Source organism: Micromonospora sp. ATLC16 (assembly GCF_057196645.1).
Genome location: NZ_JBXUOW010000013.1, coordinates 1 through 18,992 on the forward strand (window position 1 = coordinate 1; position 18,992 = coordinate 18,992).

Genomic DNA, 18,992 nt, shown 5'->3' on the forward strand with positions numbered 1-18,992 from the left:
GCGCAAGCGGGCCGGCGAGGTCGCCCGGCACTGGCCACTGCTCGCCGCCGGGCTCGGCCCCAGCTGGCCGACGGTGTTCATCGACTGGGCGGCCGACCGGCCCACCGCCGGCGGGCTGCGCGACGGCTGGGACCTGGCCCGCGCACTGCACGCCCGCACCGCCCTGCCGGCACTCGGCGCGGAGGAACTGGCCGTCCGCGAGGCGGAGTTCCGCTACCACGGGCAGACGGCACCGCGCCGCCGCCGGTCCCCCGGCCTCGGCCGGGCCGGCGGCGCGATCGCACTCCAGGTCGCCGGCCGGGTACGCCTGCTGCGCCCGGCCCGCCCCTGAACCCGACTCACGACCGGGGACCGCCCCCCTGTTTCCCGCCGGGCGGGCTGGGGCAGGATCGTCGGCATGGATCTCGGGCTGACCGATCGGGTGTACGTGCTCACCGGCGCCTCCCGTGGGCTTGGTTTCGCCACCGCACAGCGCCTGGTGGCCGATGGTGCCCGGGTGGTGCTCTCCGCCCGGCGCACCGACGCGGTGGAGGCCGCCGTGGCCGACCTCGGCGGGCCCGACCGAGCCGTCGGCGTCACCGCCGACCTGGCGGATCCGGCGACACCCGAACGGCTGCTGACCACCGCACAGCACCACTTCGGCCGCGTCGATGGTGCCCTGGTCTCCGTTGGCGGACCGCCCACCGGCAGCGCCGCGTCAGTCGACGACGAGCAGTGGCGGCAGTCTTTCGAGACGGTCTTCCTCGGTAGCGTCCGCACGGTACGAACGGTCGCCGCCGCCCTGCCCGACGGCGGCGCCATCGCGCTGGTCCTCTCCACCTCGGCGCGCGGCCCGGTAACCGGGCTGGGCATCTCCAACGGCCTGCGGCCAGGTCTGGCCGGGGTCGCCAAGGACGTCGCCGACGAGTACGGCCCGCGCGGCGTACGGGTGGTCGGGCTGCTGCCGGGGCGGATCCTGACCGACCGCAACCGGGAACTCTTCGCCGCCTCCGGCGACCCGGACCGGGCCCGAGCCGAGGTGGAGGCCACTATTCCGCTGCGCCGCATCGGTGATCCCGCCGAGTTCGGTCGGGTCGCCGCCTTCGTGCTCTCCCCCGCGGCCAGCTACCTCACCGGCGTCACCGTTCCGGTCGACGGCGGCGCGCTGCGCGGCCTGTGACCGCCGGCCGGCCGGCCCGCCGCGACCGGCAGGGCATCCACAGACCGGCGGACCCGTCCCCGCCGGTGGGCGAGAAGCCCCAGCCGCGCGCGTACCCACGCCCGAGCCGGGAGGAGCTGGCCGCCGCGGCCGACAAGACCATCCCGGACGTCATCGACATCGGGCTGGACGTGCTCTTTGTCGGGATCAACCCCGGGCTATGGTCGGCCGCGACCGGGTGGCACTTCGCCCGCCCCGGAAACCGATTCTGGCCGGCGCTGTACCGGGGCGGGTTCACCCCCCGCCTGCTGCACCCCAGCGAGCAGGACGACCTGCCGGCGCTCGGCCTCGGCATCACCAACATGGTGGCCCGGGCCAGCGCCCGCGCCGACGAGCTGACCGCCGCCGAACTTGTCGACGGCGCCCGACAGCTCATCGACAAGGTGGCCCGGTACCGGCCGCGCTGGGTCGCGGTGGTCGGGGTGACGGCGTACCGGATCGGCTTTGCCCGACCGAAGGCGGGGTTCGGGCCGCAACCGGAGCAGCTGGCCGATGCCCGGCTGTGGGTGCTGCCCAACCCCAGCGGCCTGAACGCCCACTACACCCCGCAGACCCTCGGTGCCGCCTTCGCCGAACTCCACTCGGCCACGCGCGAATGAGCGGGACGGGCCGGCAGATGGGCCGCTGCTGGTCGAGGTCACTGATCGTCGCGGTCCCACACTGTCGCTTGGAGGTGGAAGCCTCCACCGACGACCTCGGTCACCCTGAAGACAACGATGCGGCCGGGTTGCGGATCATTCCAGGTCAGCAGGCAATACCAACGACCCACTTCGGGATTGTTGACATGTTCGTCCGCTCTTGTGTCCGGTGTAAGACACCGGAACGACTGCCGGCTCCGTCATTGATGTGGTCCTAGAAATGCAGAAGGGGTAATCGGTGCGACACGGGCGAAGGCATCGATTCGGGCGGCGATGGAAAAAGCGGAGCCCCGACCCTCACCGAGCGGCGAGACGTCTTTCAGTTGGCGGCGGCGGGGGGCATGGCCTCGTCGGCGATGTACTCCCGGGCGGGGATGACCACCGGCTCCGGGCCGGTGGCGTCGGCGTACGGCGTGGGTGAGTCCGCCACCGCGAACTGGGTGCGGTACAGCTCGGCGTAGAGGCCGCCGACCGCGACCAGCTCGGCGTGGCGGCCCCGCTCCACGATGCGGCCGTCGTCGAGGACCAGGATCTGGTCGGCGTCCCGGACGGTGGAGAGTCGGTGGGCGATCACCAGGGCGGTACGCCCGGTCAGCGCCACCGACAGCGCCCGTTGCACCGCCGCCTCGCTCTCCGAATCCAGGTGGGCGGTAGCCTCGTCGAGGATCACGATCGACGGCGCCTTGAGCAGCAACCGGGCGATGGCGATGCGCTGTTTCTCGCCACCGGAGAAGCGGTACCCGCGCTCGCCGACAGTGGTGTCGAGCCCGTCTGGCAGCGCCCTGACCAGGTCGGCGACCTGCGCGCCGGCGAGGGCCGCCCACAGCTCGTCGTCGGTGGCCTCCGGTTTGGCGTAGCGCAGGTTTTCCGCGATGGTCTCGTGGAACAGGTGCGAATCCTGGGTGACCACGCCGATCTCGTCGCGCAGCGAGTCGAGCCGGGCGTCCCGGACATCGACGCCGCCCACCAGCACCTGCCCGTCGGTCACGTCGTAGATGCGGGAGATCAGCATGGACAGCGTGGACTTGCCGGCGCCGGAGGGCCCGACCAGCGCCACCATCTGCCCCGGCTCGACCCGGAACGAGACGCCCTTGAGCACCGGTTCGTTGACCGTACGATCCAGGGCGGCGACCTCCTCCAGCGACGCGAGCGAGATCTCGGCGGCGCTCGGGTAGCGGAACCGGACGTCGCGGAACTCAACTGTCCCCGCGCCCTCGGGGATCCGCACCGCGTCGGGTCGTTCCTTGATGCCGGGTTGCAGGTCGAGCACCTCGAAGACCCGATCGAACGAGACCAGCGCGCTCATCACGTCCACCCGGACGTTGCTCAGCGCGGTGAGCGGGCCGTAGAGGCGGGTGAGCAGCAACGCGAGGGTCACCACGGTGCCGGCGCTGACCTGGCCGCTGATCGCGAGCCAGCCACCGAGGCCGTAGGTCAGGGCCTGAGCCAGCGAGGCCACCAGCAGCATGGCCACGAAGAAGGTTCGCGAGTACATCGCGGAGGTGATGCCGATGTCGCGGACCCGTTCGGCGCGGGCGGCGAAGCGGGCCGCCTCGGCGTCGGGTCGCCCGAAGAGCTTCACCAGCATCGCGCCGGCGACCCCGAATCGCTCGGTCATCGTCGCGTTCATCTTGGCGTCGAGATTGTACGACTCACGGGTGATCTCGGCCAGCCGCCGGCCCACCCGACGCGCCGGGATGATGAACACGGGCAGCATCACCAGCGACAGCGCCGTGATCTGCCAGGAGAGAGTCAGCATCACCGCAGCGGTGAGGACCAGCTGGATCACGTTGCTGACCACGCCCGACAACGTCGAGGTGAACGCCCGCTGGGCACCCATCACGTCGTTGTTGAGCCGGCTGACCAGCGCACCGGTCTGGGTCCGGGTGAAGAACTGCAACGGCATCCGCTGCACGTGGTCGTACACCCGGGTACGCAGGTCGAGGATGATGCCCTCGCCGATGCGGGCCGAGTACCACCGTTGGGCCAGTGACAGCAGCGCGTCGGCGACCGCGAGCGCACCGATGAACAGGGCCAGCCGGACCACCAGCGCCCCGGCCTCGGCGCCGCCCCGGCTGATCGCGTCGATCACGTCGCCGGCCAGCAGCGGGGTCGCCACCCCGATCACCGCGGCGACGACCACGGTGAGCAGGAAGACGACGATGTCGCGCCGGTAGGGGTGGGCAAAGGCGACGATCCGGCGGGCCACCCCGCGCTTCAGCCGGTGTGCGGAGATGTCGTCCTGGCTGCGCATCGAGCGGAGCATGCTCCAACCGCCCATGCCGCCAGCGGCCATCGGGTTGGACACGCTCACCTCCGGGTCAGGACGTCGTCAACCGTCGGGTCAATTCTCCCGATGCCTACGACAACCAGGTGAGTAACCCATATCTTCCCGAACGGTCCTTACTATTCGCCCCGTCCGGCGAGATCTCGCAGCCGGCGCGTCTGCGCCTCCCGCTCGGCGCGCTGCTGCTCGGCGTGGGTACGCCCGGCGGCTCCGGCGAGCAGCGCCTTGATCTCGACAACGGCGTCCCGGTCGTGGGCGAGCAGCCCGGCGGCCAGGTCCCGCACCGCGTCGTCCAGCTCGGCGGCCGGGACCACCAGGGTGGCCAGACCGATCCGGTCGGCCTCGGCAGCGTTCATCCGCCGCCCGGTGGCGCAGATCTCCAGCGCGCGGGCATAGCCGACCAACTCGACCAGGCGCTTGGTGCCGGCCAGGTCCGGCACCAGGCCCAACGTCACCTCGGCCATGGACAACGTCGCGTCCTCGGCCAGCACCCGCAGGTCACAGGCGAGCGCGAGTTGGAGTCCGCCACCGATGGCATGCCCCTGCACGGCGGCAATCGAGATCACGTCCGGGCGGTGCAGCCAGGTGAAACCGGCCTGGTATTCGGCGATCTTGTCGGCGCACTCCTGCTCCGGCAGGGTGGTCAGCTCGACGAAGGAACCGGGGCCGGAGGCACCGGCCACCGCCAGGTCGAGACCGGCGGAGAACGCCCGCCCCTCGCCGCGTACCACGACCACCCGCACGTCACCGGGAAGCTCCCGGGAGAAGTCGCTCATCGCGCGCCACATCGCCGGGGTCTGCGCGTTGAGCACGTCGGGCCGGCACAGGGTGACCGTGGCGACCGGCCCGTCGCATTCCAGCCGGACCCCGGTCGCCTCGGCGGTCACCGGGCGGCCCGGGTCACGGTGGTGGTGGCGGTGCTGCTGAACGACGCTGACGGGCGGGTCACGCCTTCTTGCGGCGCCGGGCGCCGCCGCGCTGCCGCAGCTGCACCCCGGACTCGGTGAGTACGCGGTGGATGAACCCGTACGATCGCCCGGTCGAGGCCGCGAGCGCCCGGATGCTCTCGCCCCCGGTGTACCGCTTGACGAGGTCCTTCGCGAGCGTCTGACGCTCGGCTCCGACGATCCGGCGACCCTTCTCAGTGCTGGTGGCTGTGCCAGTGGCTGCCATGCTGTGTCCTCACGTCCCAGACTGTGCGGTTCGGATACGGTCCCACCTATTAGACCGTCTCGAACGATCATGCGCCAGATATCAACTATTCGCCAACCGACACGCTATGCAGTGTCAGCTTCCCGATAGGTGATGCCGCACGGGGGCTCAGGCCAGCTCGACCAGTTCCAGCAGGTCGTCGCTCCACGCGTCCTCGTCACCGTCCGGCAGCAGGATCGCCCGGTCCGGCTTGAGCGCGAGGACCGCCCCCGGGTCGTGCGTGACCAGCACGATCGCGCCCGGGTAGCGGGCGATGGCGTCGAGCACCTGCTCCCGGCTGACCGGGTCCAGGTTGTTCGTCGGCTCGTCGAGCAGCAGCACATTGGCACCGGAACAGACCAGCGTCGACAGGGCCAGCCGGGTCTTCTCCCCACCGGAGAGCACCCCGGCGGGCTTGTCGACGTCCTCGCCGGAGAAGAGAAAGGCGCCCAGGATCTTCCGCAGTTCGGTGTCGGTCTGCTCGACCGCCGCGGCGCGCATGTTCTCCAATACGGTCCGCTCCACATCCAGCGTCTCGTGCTCCTGAGCGTAGTAGCCCAGACGCAGACCGTGACCGGGACGCACCTCACCGGTGTCCGGCTCCAGCAGACCGCCGAGCATCCGCAGCAGCGTGGTCTTGCCGGCGCCGTTCAGCCCGAGGATGGCCACCCGGGAACCCCGGTCCACCGCCACGTTCACGTCGGTGAAGATCTCCAACGAACCGTACGACTTGGACAGGCCGGTCGCGGTCAGCGGCGTCTTGCCGCACGGCGCCGGTGCGGGGAACCGCACCTTCGCCACCCTGTCGGCGACGCGTACCTCCTCCAGGCCGGACATCAGCCGTTCGGCGCGGCGGGCCATGTTCTGCGCGGCGACGGTCTTGGTGGCCTTGGCCCGCATCTTGTCGGCCTGGGCCATCAGCGCGCCGGCCTTCTTCTCGGCGTTCGCCCGCTCCCGGCGACGACGACGCTCGTCGGTCTCCCGCGCCTCCAGGTACGCCTTCCAGCCCAGGTTGTAGACGTCGACCACACTGCGGGTGGCGTCGAGGAACCACACCTTGTTGACCACCGACTCCAGCAGGTCGCCGTCGTGGGAAATCACGATCAGGCCGCCCTTGTGGTTGGCGAGGAAACCCCGCAGCCAGGTGATCGAGTCGGCGTCGAGGTGGTTGGTCGGCTCGTCCAGCAGCAGAATGCCGCCGCCGTTCTCGCCCGCGTCCCGGAACAGGATCCGGGCCAGCTCGATGCGGCGACGCTGACCGCCGGAAAGGGTGCCGATGGTCTGCGCCAGGGCCCGGTCGGGCAGCCCCAGGTTGGCGCAGATGCGCGCCGCCTCGGCCTCGGCCGCGTATCCGCCGAGCGCCGCGAACTGGTCCTCCAGCGCGCCGTAGCGGCGCACCAGGCGCTCGTCGGCGTCCTCGGCGAGCCGCGCCTCCAGTTCCTTCATCCCGGCCATCAGCGCGTCCAGCCCGCGGGCGGAGAGCACCCGGTCGCGGCCGGTGACGTCCAGGTCGCCGGTACGCGGGTCCTGCGGGAGATAGCCGACGGCGCTACGCCGGTCGACCTGCCCGGCGTACGGCTGGCCCTCCCCGGCGAGCACCTTCAACGTGGTGGTCTTGCCGGCGCCGTTGCGCCCGACCAGGCCGATCCGGTCACCGGGCTGCACCCGCAGCGTGGTGTCGGACAGCAGGATCCGGGCTCCGGCGCGCAGTTCCAGGCCGGTGGCAGTGATCATTTCCAGGTACTCGCTCTCGGGTTCCGAAGGGCTGACTCAGGGCACACGAAAGCGCCGGCGGATCCTGGTGACCCGTCGGCGCGGGGCGTTCAGCCTTCGCAGCGCAGCACGGCACCAAGTGTACTCGGCGCCGGCCGACACCCCATGCGGATTACCGACCAAGATCGTCGGGTACCGGATCGCCGAAACCGGGCCCGGTTCCGGCCCACGAGCCACCGACTGATCGGGGTCACCATGGAGCTGAACGAAAACGCGCGGATCGACACCAGCCAGGTGGAGGACCGGCGAGGTAGCGGCGGAGGCGGCGGCGGGATGGGCATCCCCATCCCGGTCGGCGGGGGGCGGGGCGGCATCGTCGGCATCGTCATCGCCGTGCTGGTGGCCCTCGTCGGTGGCGGCTTCGGCCTGAACGCCATGACCGGCGGCGAGGAGCAGGGCGACAACGCCGCCTTGGAGCAGCGTTGCGCCGCCGAGAACGCGCTGGAGCGGCTCGACTGCCGCAACACCCTCTACGTCAACTCGATCCAGGCGTACTGGCGCACCGCCCTGCCGCAGGCTCTCGGCGAGCAGTACCAACCGACCCGCACCGTCTTCTTCAGCCAGGCCGTCAACACCGCCTGCGGCCAGGCCAACTCCGGCGTCGGCCCGTTCTACTGCCCGGCCGACTCGTTGGTGTACATCGACCTGTCGTTCTACGAGGTGCTCGCCACCCAACTGGGCGCCGAGGGCGAGTTCGCCCAGCCGTACGTGCTGGCCCACGAGTACGGCCACCACGTGCAGAACCTGCTCGGCACCAACGAGCAGGTGCACCGCCAGCAGCAGCGCGACCCCGGCAACGCCAACGACCTGTCGGTACGCCTGGAGTTGCAGGCCGACTGCTACGCGGGCGCGTGGGCGAAGAACGCCACCGGCACGGCCGACGAGAGCGGCCAGAAGATCTTCACCAGCATCACCGAGCGGGACATCGCCGAGGCCATCGACACCGCGGAGGCGATCGGCGACGACGCCATCTCCAAGCGCGCCGACCGGCCGGTGAACCCGGAGGAGTTCACCCACGGCTCGTCGAAGCAGCGCAAGCAGTGGTTCAACCAGGGCTACGAGAGCGGCGACCCGGCCTCCTGCGACACGTTCAGCGGCGCGGTCTGACCTATCGACGGTCAGCGGGCCCGGTCAAAGGTGACCGGGCCCGCGCCACGAACCAGCCCGCCACCTGCGGGTCCTAGCGGCCGGCCTCCGTCTGCGGCTCGCGGACCAGAATCCGAACCGACCGGGCGGTCGCGAGCGCGGCGACAAGCACCGCGTACCGGGGTTCCGGAACGTCGAGCAGCCGGTCGGCGCGCCGCGCGGCGAGTGGGGCGAGCCGGCGGTCGGCCAGCACGGTGTCCACCGCCCGACGGTCGCCACCGGCGACCAGCGCGTCGAGCCGGTCGGCCTCCGGCAGCAGCAGGCGTACGGCGAGATCCGCCGCATCGGCCAGCGCCGCCTTCGTCTGGTTGTCCCGGCGGCGGGCGAAACGCTGCTGCGACCAACCACCGGCGGCGGTACGTCCCTGCACGTAGCGGGTGTCCACCTTGTGCACGCTCAGCTGTGTACCCTCGGCTACCCCCATCGCCACCGCACCTTTGCGGGCCAGCAACAGTCCGATCCGGCGCGGCGCGACGACCTCCCTGATGAAGGTGTCCAGATCCGGCGCGGCCGGCGCACCTGGAGGAGTGTGCAGTTCGGCGGTGGCACCGTCCGGAGCGGACAGCAGCAGGCCGTACGCCTGCGCGCTGGCGGTAGGCGGGCCGTGCCGGTCGGCGAAGCCGACGACCCAGCGGGCGGCACGGCCCGGATCGACCTCCACCCACCTGCCACCGCCGGCGGCGGGTCGGCTGCTCATCAGCCGACCGTACGGCACGACCGGCGCGGGTCAGCCACCGAGGAGCATGCCGACGGCGAACACGGTGATGATGACGCTACCGACTCGGCCGGACGGCCGATCGCCCGGCATCGCCGTCTCATCAACGCTGTCGGGCTGAACCGGTCACGCCCTCAGGCGCCTGCGCCGCAGCCACCACCAGCCGGTGCCGGGCACGCTGGCCGCTGTCGAGAGGTTGGCTGTGCTCCGGCAGCCGGAGCCGTCGATGGGCGGTCCGGTGTCTACGCCAGGCGGAGAAACGTCGGGTGCGGCATCCGGTGGGATGCCGCACCCGACATGGCACTCCGGCGATGCTCGGAGGCGCTGTCAGAGGTTGAAGCCGAGGGAGCGAAGCTGCTCGCGACCATCGTCAGTGATCTTGTCCGGTCCCCACGGGGGCAGCCAGACCCAGTTGATCCGGATGTCGTCGACCAGGCCGCCGCCGGGGCCGGTGGTCAGCGCCTGACGGGTCTGGTCCTCGATCACGTCGGTGAGTGGGCAGGCCGCCGAGGTCAGCGTCATGTCCAGGGTGGCGACGTTCTGCTCGTCGACGTGTACGCCGTACACCAGGCCGAGGTCGACCACGTTGATGCCCAGCTCCGGGTCGACGACGTCCTTCATCGCCTCCTCGATATCGGCGGCGGCGGCCTTACCGCCGGCCGGCGCAGTGTTCTCACTCATGCCTTCACCTCCGTCGGGCTCGCGCCCACACCGGCGCGTGCCGCGGCGTCCTTGAACGCCATCCACGGCAACAGCGCGCACTTGACCCGGGCGGGATAGCGGGCCACGCCCTCGAACGCCACCCCGTCGCCGAGCACATTCTCGTCCGGCGTGACCTGACCACGACCGGACATCAACGCCAGGAACGCCTCGTGCACCTCGAACGCCTCCGTCGCACCCCGACCGGTCAACAGCTCGTGCAGCACGCTCGCGGACGCCAGGCTGATCGAACAACCCATCCCGTCGTACGACAGGTCGTGCAACGTCGTACCGTCGGTGGCCACCCGGACGGTGACCTCGTCGCCGCAGGTCGGGTTCACGTGGTGCGCCTCACCGACCCGGGCGGCCGGGTCGACGGCGTCGCGCAGCCCGCGACCGTGCGGGTGCTTGTAGTGATCCAGGATGATCTCCTGGTAGAGAGTCTCAAGCTGCATCAGGCTGAACTCCCGTCGATTCGCCGGGCTCCTGCGTCGCCCGGCTCATCGGAACACCTTCCGCACCTGTTCCAGGCCCGCCACCAGCGCGTCGATCTCGTCGGTCGTGGTGTAGAGGTAGAACGAGGCCCGGGTGGTGGCCGGCACCCCGAACCGGGTGCAGACCGGGCGGGCGCAGTGATGCCCCACCCGCACCTGCACGCCGAGGGAGTCGAGCACCTGACCCACGTCGTGCGGGTGCACGTCGCCGAGCGCGAACGAGATGGTGCCGCCCCGGCCCACCGGCACCTCCGGACCGAAGATCCGCAGTCCGGGTACGCCGCCCAGGGCGTCCAGCGCGTACGCGGTGAGCTGCTTCTCGTGCCACTGGATCGACCGCATGCCGACGCCGGTGAGGTAGTCCACGGCCGCGCCGAGCGCGACCGCCTCGGCGATGGGCGGAGTGCCGGCCTCGAACCGGGCCGGCGGCGCGGCGTACGTGGAGCCACCCATCGTCACCGTCTCGATCATCGAACCGCCGCCGAACACCGGCGGCATCGCCGCCAGCAGCTCCGCACGGCCCCAGAGCACGCCGATGCCGGTCGGGCCGCACATCTTGTGCCCGGTGAAGACGATGAAGTCCGCGTCCAGGTCGACCACGTCGATCGGCATGTGCGGCACCGACTGCGAGCAGTCCAGCAGCAGCAGCGCCCCGACCTCGCGGACCCGGGCGGTGATCCGCGCGGTGGCGTTGACGGTGCCGAGGATGTTCGACATGTGCACCAACGAGACGATCTTCGTCCGCTCGTTGACCAGGTCGGTCAGGCCCGACTCGTCCAGCCGGCCGTTGTCGGTGACCGGGAACCAGCGCAGCGTCGCGCCGGTCCGCTCGGCCAGCAACTGCCACGGGACGATGTTCGAGTGGTGCTCCATCTCGGAAATGACGATCTCGTCACCCGGTCCCAGCCGGAGCCGGGGGTCGGCGTCGGGACGCAGCGAGGCGTTGGAGAACGCGTACGCCACGATGTTGATCGCCTCGGTGGAGTTCTTGGTGAAGACCACCTCGTCCACGCTGGGCGCGTTGACGAACGCGGCGACCTTCGCCCGGGCCCCCTCGTACGCCTCGGTCGCCTCGGTGCCCAGCGTGTGCACCGAGCGCGACACGTTGGCGTTGCGCCGGGCGTAGTGCTCGGCCAGCACGTCGAGCACCTGACGCGGCTTGTGTGAGGTGTTGGCGCTGTCCAGGTAGACCAGCGGATGCCCGTTGACGTCCCGGTCCAGAATCGGGAAGTCGGCGCGTACCGCCGCCACGTCGAAGCGGGGCACATCGTCGTACTGCGGCATCCCCGGCGGGATCGCGATGGTGGTCATCGTGGTGACCGCCCCTTCCCTCGGGATCAGACCCGCGCCGGCCCGGCCCCGGCCGCGTACCGCTCGTAGCCGGACTCTTCGAGCTTGTCGGCCAGTTCCGGGCCGCCCTGCTCGACGATCCGGCCGGCGACGAAGACGTGCACGTAGTCGGGCTTGATGTAGCGCAGGATCCGGGTGTAGTGGGTGATCAGCAGCAGGCCGGTGTCGCCGGTGTCACGCACCCGGTTCACGCCCTCGCTCACCACCCGCAGCGCGTCCACGTCGAGACCGGAGTCGGTCTCGTCGAGGATGGCCACCTTCGGCTTGAGCAGCTCCAACTGCACGATCTCGTGGCGCTTCTTCTCACCGCCGGAGAAGCCCTCGTTGACGTTGCGCTGGGCGAAGGCCGGGTCCATGTGCAGCCGCTCCATGGCGCCGCGCAGCTCGCCGCCCCAGGTGCGCAGCTTCGGCGCCTCGCCGTCGATGGCGGTCTTGGCGGTACGCAGGAAGTTCGCCACCGACACGCCGGGCACCTCGACCGGGTACTGCATGGCGAGGAAGAGGCCGGCGCGGGCCCGCTCGTCGACGGACATCTTCAGGGCGTCCTCGCCGTCCAGGGTCACCGAGCCACCGGTGATCTCGTACTTCGGGTGGCCGGCGACCGAGTACGCCAGGGTCGACTTGCCGGAGCCGTTCGGGCCCATGATCGCGTGGGTCTCCCCCGACCTCACGGTCAGGTCGACACCGTGCAGGATCGGCTTGAGCTCACCCTCGGGCAGCTTCACCGACACCTGTAGGTCGCGGATCTCCAGGGTGCTCATTATCGGGTCACTCCATTGCTCGACTTCGGGCGGCCGTCGTCGCCCACGGGAAGGTAGATGCCACCGTCGCGGACTTCGACGGGGTAGACGGGTACGGGTTCGGTGGCGGGCAGCCCGGTGGGCTCGCCGGTACGCAGGTCGAAACGGGAGCCGTGCAGCCAGCACTCAAGCGTGCAGCCCTCGACCTCGCCCTCGGAGAGCGGCACGGCCGCGTGCGAGCACTCGTCGTACACGGCGTAGAACTGGTCGTCCTCACCGTGCACGAACGCGATCTGGGTGCCGTCGACGTCGGCGCTGATCACGGTGCCCTTCGGCACGTCCTCGACGGCGCAGATGCGGATCATCAGGCACCCGCCTTGGTCAGCCGCGCCTCGATAGCGTCCCCCAGGCGCTCCCGCAGCGACTCCACCGGGATCTTGTGCAGCAGCTCGGCGAAGAAGCCGCGCACCACCAGCCGGCGCGCCTCGGCCTCCGGGATGCCCCGGGCCATCAGGTAGAACAACTGCTCGTCGTCGAAGCGGCCGGTGGCGCTGGCGTGGCCGGCACCGCCGATCTCGCCGGTCTCGATCTCCAGGTTCGGCACCGAGTCGGCCCGGGCACCGTCGGTGAGCAGCAGATTCCGGTTGATCTCGTACGTGTCGGTGCCGGTCGCCTCGGCCCGGATCAGCACGTCACCGACCCAGACGGTACGGGCGCTCTCCCCCTGCAACGCGCCCCGGTAGCCCACGTAGCTGCGGCAGTCCGGCACGGTGTGGTCGACCAGTTGGCGGTGCTCCTGGTGCTGGCCGGAGTCGGCGAAGTAGACGCCGTACAGCTCGGCCTCGCCGCCCCGGTCGGTGTACTCCACGGAGGTGTACTGCCGGACCAGGTCGCCGCCGAGGGTGACCTGGACGTGCAGCACCCGCGCGTCGCGGCCAAGCCGCACCTTCAGGTGCTGCGCCTGCACCGCGTCGTCGGCCCAGTCGGCGACGGTGACCAGGGTGAGCTTCGCCCCGTCGCCCACCGACACCTCGACGTTGTCCGCGAGGGTGGCCGAACCGACGTGCTCCAGCACCAGGACCGCCTCGGCGAACCGGCCCACCTCGACGACCGTGTGCCCGAACGCCAGGCCCTCGACGCCCCCGCCGACCGCCCGGACGATGGCCGGACCACTGATGACGGCATCCTGCGCCACCCGCACCAGCAGCGCCTGCCCGGCCCCGCCGTAGGCCAGCGCGCTGACCCGGTCGATCGGGGTGAGCACGCTGCCGACCCGTGGGTCGTCGTGACCGACCCGCTCCACGGACACGCCCTCGGGTAGGTCGGCGTACTCGTGCCGGACCTCGCCGGTGGCGGTCGGATCGTCACCGACCAGCCCGCGCAGCCGCTTGAGCGGGGTGAAACGCCACTCCTCCTCCATGCCGGTCAGGGCCGGGAAGTCGGCGACATCGTACGAGCGCAGCGCCTGCGACTTGGTGCTGGGCGGCGCGGAAGCCTGGGTAGTCATCTCGTCCTTGCTTGTCTCTACGACGACGGTGTCCGGTGCTCTGGTGGCGGCCGGGGTCAGCCGACCGCGCCCTCCATCTGCAGCTCGATCAGGCGGTTGAGCTCCAGGGCGTACTCCATGGGCAGTTCCTTGGCGATCGGCTCGATGAAGCCGCGCACGATCATCGCCATCGCCTCGTCCTCGCTCATGCCCCGGCTCATCAGGTAGAAGAGCTGGTCCTCGCTGACCTTGGAGACGGTCGCCTCGTGCCCCATCGACACGTCGTCCTCACGGATGTCGACGTACGGGTAGGTGTCGGAGCGGGAGATGGTGTCGACCAGCAGGGCGTCGCACTTGACCGTGCTGGCGCTGCCGTGCGAGCCCTCCAGCACCTGCACCAGACCCCGGTACGAGGTCCGGCCGCCACTCCGGGCGATCGACTTCGACACGATGGTGCTGCTGGTGTGCGGTGCCGCGTGCACCATCTTGGCGCCGGCGTCCTGGTGCTGCCCCTCGCCGGCCATCGCCACCGAGAGCACCTCGCCCTTGGCGTGCTCACCGGTCATGTAGACCGCCGGGTACTTCATGGTGACCTTGGAGCCGATGTTGCCGTCGATCCACTCCATGGTCGCGCCCTCGTGACACACGGCGCGCTTGGTGACCAGGTTGTAGACGTTGCTCGACCAGTTCTGGATGGTCGTGTAACGGCACCGGGCGTTCTTCTTCACGACGATCTCCACCACGGCGCTGTGCAGCGAGTCCGAGGAGTAGATGGGCGCGGTGCAGCCCTCGACGTAGTGCACGTAGGCACCCTCGTCGACGATGATCAGCGTCCGCTCGAACTGGCCCATGTTCTCGGTGTTGATCCGGAAGTACGCCTGCAGCGGGATCTCCACGTGCACGCCCTTCGGCACGTAAATGAACGAGCCGCCGGACCACACGGAGGTGTTCAGGGCGGCGAACTTGTTGTCGCCGACCGGGATCACCGTGCCGAAGTATTCCTTGAACAGGTCCTCGTGCTCCTTGAGGGCGGTGTCGGTGTCGACGAAGACGACACCCTGCTCCTCCAGGTCCTCGCGGATCTTGTGGTAGACCACCTCGGACTCGTACTGGGCGGCGACACCGGCGACGAGGCGCTGCTTCTCCGCCTCCGGGATGCCCAGCCTGTCGTAGGTGTTCTTGATGTCCTCGGGCAGGTCCTCCCAGCTGGTGGCCTGCTTCTCGGTGGAGCGCACGAAGTACTTGATGTTGTTGAAGTCGATCCCGGTGAGGTCGGCGCCCCAGGCCGGCATCGGCTTGCGCTCGAACAGCCGCAGGCCCTTCAGGCGCAGGTCGAGCATCCAGGCTGGCTCGTTCTTCTTGGCCGAGATGTCCCGCACCACCGCCTCGGTGAGGCCGCGCTGAGCCGAGGCCCCGGCGACGTCCGAGTCGGCCCAGCCGTACTCGTAGTTGCCCAGGGCTGCGAGCTGCTCCTCCTGGGTCAGGGGCTGGACGATCTGCTCGGTCATCTATCTGTCCTCACAGTGGTGACGGTCTTACCGGACTGGGCGTGCGGCGGACCTGGGATGTGCGTGGTGCACACCCCGTCGCCGTGCGCGATGGTGGCCAGGCGCTGCACGTGGGTACCGACCAGGCGGGAGATCACCGTGGTCTCGGCCTCGCACAGTTGGGGAAACTCGGCAGCCACGTGCGCCACCGGGCAGTGGTGCTGACAAAGCTGGCCGCCGGAGGCGATCGTGGAGGCACTGGCAGCGTATCCCTCGGCGGTCAGCGCCGCGGCGAGAGCCGCGGCACGGGCCATCGGATCGTCGCTGGCGTCGGCCAGGGCTGCCTGACAGCGCGCCTCCAGGGCTGCCACCTGCTCGGCGGCGAATCGCTCCACCGCCTGCGTGCCACCGGCGCGAGCGATCCAGCGCAGCGCGGCGGTGGCCATGTTGTCGTAGTGGTGGGTGCCGCACCGGCTGCGGGCGGCGTCAGTGAGCAGGAACACCCTGGCCGGCCGGCCCCGCCCGCGGTGGCCGCGTACGGTCTGCTCACGGGCCACGACGTCACCGTCGGTGAGCATCGCGTCCAGGTGCCGGCGGATCGCCGCCGGGCTGAGCCCGAGCGCGTCGCCCAACTGCGCGGCGGTCACGGCGCGGCGTTCCAGTAGCAGCAGGGTTACCCGGTCCCGGGTCGACGGCTCACTGGCGAGCGTGCCGACCGGAGCCGGCGGCGCAGGCGTGAGGTCGACACCGGGCATCGACCGGCCGGCGACCGTACCGGTCGTCGGCTGGTGCCCGGTGAGCGCCGCCTTTTTCACAACGCCCACGTTACGTAATTCGACCAGGGCCCGCAAACGTGACCCCGGTGATCCGAACCACCGCACAGACGGAGTCACCCGATCGGCGACAACTACGTTGCGTAGGATTTGCCTCGTGAAGCGACCCGACCGTCCCCTGGTCCCCAGCACCCTGCTGCGCCGTCTGACGTTCGCCAACGTCGTCGCGAACGCCGCGATCGTCGTCACCGGCGGGGCGGTGCGATTGACCGCGTCCGGGCTGGGCTGCCCCACCTGGCCACGGTGCACCGACGAGTCGTACACCGTGACCGCCGAGATGGGCTCGCACGGGGTGATCGAGTTCGGCAACCGGCTGTTCACCTTCGTGCTGGTGCTGATCGCGGGGGCGACCCTGCTGGCCGCGCTGGCGTACCGGCCCCGGCGGCGCGGTGTGGTGCCGCTGGCGTTGGCCGTCGTGCTCGGCATCGTGGCGCAGGCGGTGATCGGCGGGATCACCGTCCGAACCCAGCTGCATCCCTCGATCGTGGGCATCCACTTCGTGGTGTCGATGCTGCTGCTGCTCGTCGCGTACGCCCTGTGGCGTCGGGTCAGCGAGCCGGACGGCCGTAAGGTCCCGGTGGTGCCGCCGGCGCTGCGGTCTCTGACCTGGATCACCCTGGTGGCCAGCGCGGCGGTCATCCTGGTCGGGGTGGCGGTGACCGGCAGCGGCCCGCACGCGGGCGACGCCGACGCCGTCCGCAACGGCCTGGACCCGCAGACGATCTCCCAGGTCCACGCCGACCTGGTGTTCCTGCTCGTCGGCCTGACCGTGGGTCTGTGGCTGGCGTTGCGCGCGGTCGGCGCACCGGCGCGGGCGGTGCGGGCGGCGCTGACCCTGCTCCTGGTCGAGCTGGGGCAGGGGGTGATCGGCTTCGTGCAGTACTTCACCAACCTGCCGGCCCTGCTGGTCGGCCTGCACATGCTCGGCTCCTGCCTGGTCTGGCTCGCCACCCTCGCCCTGCTCTGGTCAACCCACCAACGCCACCCCGCCGAAACCCCAACCCCACTCCCTAACCCCGCCCCCGCCACCCCCTCCCGCCCGACCCCGACCCCCGTCTGACCTCGGCTCGGGACGACGCGAGGGTGGGGTGGGCCAGGTGGGTGAGGATGGCGTCGGCTAGGCGGTCGGCCAGGTCCACGCAGGTAACGAGAGCGACCCGGGGTTTCCCCCGGGTCGGCTGGTGGTGATCGGTCAGTTATCTCAACGGGCCATCGTGCGGCGGGCCATCGAACGCCAGAGGTCGTTGCTCGGGCGCATCTGGTCCATCAGTTCCCGTTCCCAGGCGTTCTCCACGGCGACCCCGGCCTGCGCGCAGGCCTCGCGGGCGGTCACCGTGTCCTCGGCGAACTGGTCGCCCCACACGCCGTCGGAGCCCACCAGGACGATGCGGGCACCGCGCTTGCCGACATACTCGATGACCGCCTTCGCCCCGCCATGCTCGGCGGTGAACGACCGAATGCCCGCGATCAAGCCGTTGGGGGCCTTCCCGGAGGCGGTCTCACCGGCCGTCAGCGTCGTATCGGAACCATCTGCCATAACGTGAAGACTAAGCAGAGACGCACCCGGACGGGCGAGAACCATCAACCTTTTGTGATACCCATTACCCGCGGGTTTAAGGAAGACCAAAGACGTTTCGCCCGTATTAGCAGCCTCAAAACGGGTCAATCGAAGCCACAAAACGCCATCAAGCGGGCTCTGCCAGGTGGGAGACCCCCGGCGCGCCAGCCGTCAGAGCAGCGCGTCGAGGGCCGCGGCGGCGAAGACGATGGTCAGGTACGACGTAGACCAGTGGAACAGCCGCATCGGCTTGGCCGGCTCGCCCCGACGGGCCCGACCCGCGAGGCGGTGTGCCTCGACCAGGAAGATCGCGCCGACCACCAGCGTCGGGACGCCGTAGACCGCGCTCAGCCCCAACGCCCACACGGCCAGCGAGGTCAGCACGGTCAGCCAGGCGAACAGCACGATCTCGGCGTTGACCCGCCGGACCGAGGCGACCACCGGGAGCATCGGGATGCCGGCCCGCGCGTAGTCGTCCTTGTACTTCATGGCCAGTGGGTAGAAGTGCGGCATCTGCCAGAAGAAGACCACCCCGAACAGCGCCCACGCCACCGGCGACAGCGAGCCGGTCACCGCCGCCCAGCCGATCAGCACGGGCGCGGCACCGCAGGCGCCGCCCCAGAAGGTGTTCGCCGTCGTCGTGCGCTTGAGCCACAGGGTGTAGACGAGGTCGTAGTAGACGATCGCGGCCAGCGTGAGCCCGGCGGCGAGCAGATTGGTGAAGACCGCCATCAAGACGACCGAGACCACCGCCAACACCAGGCCGAAGACCAGCGCGTTGCGGGGCGTCACGGTGTGCGCCGGCAGCGGCCGTCGCTTCGTCCGCCGCATCAACTGGTCGATGTCCCGGTCGATGTAGCAGTTGAACACGCTGGCCGCGCCCGCCGCGAACGAGCCACCGACCAGCACCACCGCGACCAGCCACAGCGACGGAAACCCGTCGTGCGCGAGCATCATCGCGGGCACCGTGGTGACCAGCAGTAACTCCACGATCCGCGGCTTGGTCAGCGTCACGTACGCCGCCACCACCGCCCGCAGGTCGCGGGTGCGGGCTGGGGTCTCCCCAGCCGTACGCACCGGCGGCTGCCCGGCAGGGTTGCTGACGGGGCGCCCGGTGATCATGCTCACGGATTGCCACCTTCCGGCGTCGGGAGGGGAGGTCACGGCGGCGGGACCGACAGGGATCCACGCACCGACCACACACTACGCGTTGTCGTTTTGGCTGCCCGGGCGACCCGGCAACGGTGCGAGTCGTCACACCCGGCGGCAGGCGGGCGACCCGGCGGCGCGGTGAACCGCACCGTAGAGGCGAAACGTACAGAACAGCATGCTGAGATCCTCGGGTGCACGTTTAGCCGCGCTCGATAGGGTCACTAGTGAGGGTTCCGCCCATCTCG

20 protein-coding genes are annotated in these 18,992 nt (G+C 70.4%); 5 read left to right on the forward strand and 15 right to left on the reverse strand.

The features are described 5' to 3' along the window. From AC2CHE_RS07930 to mug, 3 genes are all read left to right on the forward strand, one after another. A partial coding sequence (locus AC2CHE_RS07930; RefSeq protein ID WP_484504241.1) for an SCO6045 C-terminal-like domain-containing protein occupies positions 1–331 on the forward strand: 331 nt, incomplete at its 5' end. Positions 332–397: 66 nt separating this feature from the next. Then, positions 398–1,159 (forward strand): SDR family oxidoreductase, encoded by a 762-nt coding sequence (locus tag AC2CHE_RS07935; protein WP_484504242.1) that lies wholly within the window; start codon positions 398–400, stop codon positions 1,157–1,159. Next, complete coding sequence (gene mug / locus AC2CHE_RS07940; RefSeq protein WP_484504243.1) at positions 1,156–1,797, forward strand: G/U mismatch-specific DNA glycosylase; 642 nt, start codon at positions 1,156–1,158, stop codon at positions 1,795–1,797. The genes AC2CHE_RS07935 and mug overlap by 4 nt, the downstream gene beginning before the upstream one ends. Positions 1,798–2,155: 358 nt before the next feature. Here the strand turns inward: mug and AC2CHE_RS07945 are convergent, their stop codons facing one another. The 4 genes from AC2CHE_RS07945 to AC2CHE_RS07960 form a co-directional block, all read right to left on the reverse strand. Then, positions 2,156–4,132 (reverse strand): ABC transporter ATP-binding protein, encoded by a 1,977-nt coding sequence (locus AC2CHE_RS07945; RefSeq protein WP_484504320.1) that lies wholly within the window; start codon positions 4,130–4,132, stop codon positions 2,156–2,158. A gap of 110 nt (positions 4,133–4,242) precedes the next feature. Then, positions 4,243–5,010 carry an enoyl-CoA hydratase/isomerase family protein gene (locus AC2CHE_RS07950; protein ID WP_484504244.1) on the reverse strand — a complete coding sequence of 256 codons (768 nt, stop codon included), beginning with the start codon at positions 5,008–5,010 and terminating at the stop codon, positions 4,243–4,245. A gap of 58 nt (positions 5,011–5,068) precedes the next feature. Continuing rightward, positions 5,069–5,296 (reverse strand): helix-turn-helix domain-containing protein, encoded by a 228-nt coding sequence (locus AC2CHE_RS07955; protein WP_007072022.1) that lies wholly within the window; start codon positions 5,294–5,296, stop codon positions 5,069–5,071. Positions 5,297–5,443: 147 nt separating this feature from the next. Next, positions 5,444–7,048, reverse strand: a complete 1,605-nt coding sequence (locus AC2CHE_RS07960) for an ABC-F family ATP-binding cassette domain-containing protein (RefSeq protein WP_484504245.1) — start codon at positions 7,046–7,048, stop codon at positions 5,444–5,446. Between the two features lie 234 nt (positions 7,049–7,282). Here AC2CHE_RS07960 and ypfJ point away from each other — a divergent pair, with 234 nt between their 5' ends. After that, positions 7,283–8,194 (forward strand): KPN_02809 family neutral zinc metallopeptidase, encoded by a 912-nt coding sequence (gene ypfJ / locus AC2CHE_RS07965; RefSeq protein ID WP_484504246.1) that lies wholly within the window; start codon positions 7,283–7,285, stop codon positions 8,192–8,194. A 73-nt stretch (positions 8,195–8,267) separates the two neighbouring features. Here ypfJ and AC2CHE_RS07970 read toward each other — a convergent pair whose 3' ends face one another. The 9 genes from AC2CHE_RS07970 to AC2CHE_RS08010 form a co-directional block, all read right to left on the reverse strand. Further along, on the reverse strand, positions 8,268–8,930 hold the full coding sequence (locus tag AC2CHE_RS07970) for an acVLRF1 family peptidyl-tRNA hydrolase (RefSeq protein WP_484504247.1): 663 nt from the start codon (positions 8,928–8,930) through the stop codon (positions 8,268–8,270). Positions 8,931–9,275: 345 nt separating this feature from the next. Next, positions 9,276–9,629 (reverse strand): metal-sulfur cluster assembly factor, encoded by a 354-nt coding sequence (locus AC2CHE_RS07975; protein WP_484504248.1) that lies wholly within the window; start codon positions 9,627–9,629, stop codon positions 9,276–9,278. Next, the gene (gene sufU / locus AC2CHE_RS07980; RefSeq protein WP_484504249.1) at positions 9,626–10,102 is read right to left on the reverse strand and encodes a Fe-S cluster assembly sulfur transfer protein SufU; all 477 of its coding nucleotides are present in this window, start codon (positions 10,100–10,102) and stop codon (positions 9,626–9,628) included. Before sufU ends, AC2CHE_RS07975 begins: the two co-directional genes overlap by 4 nt. A 45-nt stretch (positions 10,103–10,147) precedes the next feature. Further along, a complete protein-coding gene (locus AC2CHE_RS07985; RefSeq protein ID WP_484504250.1) occupies positions 10,148–11,452 on the reverse strand; it encodes a cysteine desulfurase in 1,305 nt (434 codons plus the stop codon). 26 nt (positions 11,453–11,478) lie between these two features. Next, entirely contained in the window at positions 11,479–12,252 is a 774-nt protein-coding gene (sufC, locus tag AC2CHE_RS07990; RefSeq protein WP_484504251.1) for a Fe-S cluster assembly ATPase SufC, read from the reverse strand. After that, positions 12,252–12,596, reverse strand: a complete 345-nt coding sequence (locus tag AC2CHE_RS07995; protein WP_484504252.1) for a non-heme iron oxygenase ferredoxin subunit — start codon at positions 12,594–12,596, stop codon at positions 12,252–12,254. The genes sufC and AC2CHE_RS07995 overlap by 1 nt, the downstream gene beginning before the upstream one ends. Continuing rightward, positions 12,596–13,738: a Fe-S cluster assembly protein SufD gene (gene sufD / locus AC2CHE_RS08000; RefSeq protein WP_484504253.1), complete on the reverse strand. Its 1,143-nt coding sequence runs from the start codon at positions 13,736–13,738 to the stop codon at positions 12,596–12,598. The genes AC2CHE_RS07995 and sufD overlap by 1 nt, the downstream gene beginning before the upstream one ends. Before the next feature lie 56 nt (positions 13,739–13,794). Next, positions 13,795–15,225, reverse strand: coding sequence for a Fe-S cluster assembly protein SufB (gene sufB, locus AC2CHE_RS08005; RefSeq protein ID WP_484504254.1), 1,431 nt, complete (start codon positions 15,223–15,225; stop codon positions 13,795–13,797). Next, a complete protein-coding gene (locus tag AC2CHE_RS08010) occupies positions 15,222–15,959 on the reverse strand; it encodes a helix-turn-helix transcriptional regulator (protein WP_484504321.1) in 738 nt (245 codons plus the stop codon). The genes sufB and AC2CHE_RS08010 overlap by 4 nt, the downstream gene beginning before the upstream one ends. A gap of 175 nt (positions 15,960–16,134) precedes the next feature. Here AC2CHE_RS08010 and AC2CHE_RS08015 point away from each other — a divergent pair, with 175 nt between their 5' ends. Beyond that, the gene (locus AC2CHE_RS08015) at positions 16,135–17,097 is read left to right on the forward strand and encodes a COX15/CtaA family protein (protein ID WP_484504255.1); all 963 of its coding nucleotides are present in this window, start codon (positions 16,135–16,137) and stop codon (positions 17,095–17,097) included. A gap of 141 nt (positions 17,098–17,238) precedes the next feature. Here AC2CHE_RS08015 and AC2CHE_RS08020 read toward each other — a convergent pair whose 3' ends face one another. Together AC2CHE_RS08020 and AC2CHE_RS08025 are read right to left on the reverse strand one after the other, a co-directional pair. Then, a complete protein-coding gene (locus AC2CHE_RS08020; protein WP_484504256.1) occupies positions 17,239–17,574 on the reverse strand; it encodes a hypothetical protein in 336 nt (111 codons plus the stop codon). Between the two features lie 192 nt (positions 17,575–17,766). After that, positions 17,767–18,723: a heme o synthase gene (locus tag AC2CHE_RS08025; protein ID WP_484504257.1), complete on the reverse strand. Its 957-nt coding sequence runs from the start codon at positions 18,721–18,723 to the stop codon at positions 17,767–17,769. Positions 18,724–18,992: the final 269 nt, after the last annotated feature.

Coding starts and splice junctions, on each gene's coding strand:
- ypfJ (WP_484504246.1), top strand. CDS start 7,283: ATGGAGCTGAACGAAAACGCGCGGATCGACACCAGCCAGGTGGAGGAC.
- sufU (WP_484504249.1), bottom strand. CDS start 10,102: ATGCAGCTTGAGACTCTCTACCAGGAGATCATCCTGGATCACTACAAG.
- sufD (WP_484504253.1), bottom strand. CDS start 13,738: ATGACTACCCAGGCTTCCGCGCCGCCCAGCACCAAGTCGCAGGCGCTG.
- AC2CHE_RS07985 (WP_484504250.1), bottom strand. CDS start 11,452: ATGACCACCATCGCGATCCCGCCGGGGATGCCGCAGTACGACGATGTG.
- sufB (WP_484504254.1), bottom strand. CDS start 15,225: ATGACCGAGCAGATCGTCCAGCCCCTGACCCAGGAGGAGCAGCTCGCA.
- AC2CHE_RS08010 (WP_484504321.1), bottom strand. CDS start 15,959: ATGCCCGGTGTCGACCTCACGCCTGCGCCGCCGGCTCCGGTCGGCACG.
- AC2CHE_RS08020 (WP_484504256.1), bottom strand. CDS start 17,574: ATGGCAGATGGTTCCGATACGACGCTGACGGCCGGTGAGACCGCCTCC.
- AC2CHE_RS07955 (WP_007072022.1), bottom strand. CDS start 5,296: ATGGCAGCCACTGGCACAGCCACCAGCACTGAGAAGGGTCGCCGGATC.
- AC2CHE_RS07935 (WP_484504242.1), top strand. CDS start 398: ATGGATCTCGGGCTGACCGATCGGGTGTACGTGCTCACCGGCGCCTCC.
- AC2CHE_RS07975 (WP_484504248.1), bottom strand. CDS start 9,629: ATGAGTGAGAACACTGCGCCGGCCGGCGGTAAGGCCGCCGCCGCCGAT.
- sufC (WP_484504251.1), bottom strand. CDS start 12,252: ATGAGCACCCTGGAGATCCGCGACCTACAGGTGTCGGTGAAGCTGCCC.
- AC2CHE_RS07970 (WP_484504247.1), bottom strand. CDS start 8,930: ATGAGCAGCCGACCCGCCGCCGGCGGTGGCAGGTGGGTGGAGGTCGAT.
- AC2CHE_RS07960 (WP_484504245.1), bottom strand. CDS start 7,048: ATGATCACTGCCACCGGCCTGGAACTGCGCGCCGGAGCCCGGATCCTG.
- AC2CHE_RS07995 (WP_484504252.1), bottom strand. CDS start 12,596: ATGATCCGCATCTGCGCCGTCGAGGACGTGCCGAAGGGCACCGTGATC.
- AC2CHE_RS07945 (WP_484504320.1), bottom strand. CDS start 4,132: ATGGCCGCTGGCGGCATGGGCGGTTGGAGCATGCTCCGCTCGATGCGC.